Annotated in this window: 1 rRNA gene; it reads left to right on the plus strand. The window is 55.2% G+C overall.

Annotation, left to right across the window (positions count from 1 at the left end):
• Window positions 1-627 (plus strand): 16S ribosomal RNA (locus CRI63_RS23695); the annotation flags it as partial.

Consider the following 627-nt stretch of genomic DNA (forward strand, 5'->3'; position numbering starts at 1 on the left):
TACTGGGCGTAAAGCGCACGCAGGCGGTTTGTTAAGTCAGATGTGAAATCCCCGGGCTCAACCTGGGAACTGCATCTGATACTGGCAAGCTTGAGTCTCGTAGAGGGGGGTAGAATTCCAGGTGTAGCGGTGAAATGCGTAGAGATCTGGAGGAATACCGGTGGCGAAGGCGGCCCCCTGGACGAAGACTGACGCTCAGGTGCGAAAGCGTGGGGAGCAAACAGGATTAGATACCCTGGTAGTCCACGCCGTAAACGATGTCGACTTGGAGGTTGTGCCCTTGAGGTGTGGCTTCCGGAGCTAACGCGTTAAGTCGACCGCCTGGGGAGTACGGCCGCAAGGTTAAAACTCAAATGAATTGACGGGGGCCCGCACAAGCGGTGGAGCATGTGGTTTAATTCGATGCAACGCGAAGAACCTTACCTGGTCTTGACATCCACGGAAGTTTTCAGAGATGAGAATGTGCCTTCGGGAACCGTGAGACAGGTGCTGCATGGCTGTCGTCAGCTCGTGTTGTGAAATGTTGGGTTAAGTCCCGCAACGAGCGCAACCCTTATCCTTTGTTGCCAGCGGTCCGGCCGGGAACTCAAAGGAGACTGCCAGTGATAAACTGGAGGAAGGTGGGGA

Origin of the sequence: Escherichia sp. E2661, from assembly GCF_004745185.1 — a bacterium.
Classification (GTDB): domain Bacteria; phylum Pseudomonadota; class Gammaproteobacteria; order Enterobacterales; family Enterobacteriaceae; genus Escherichia.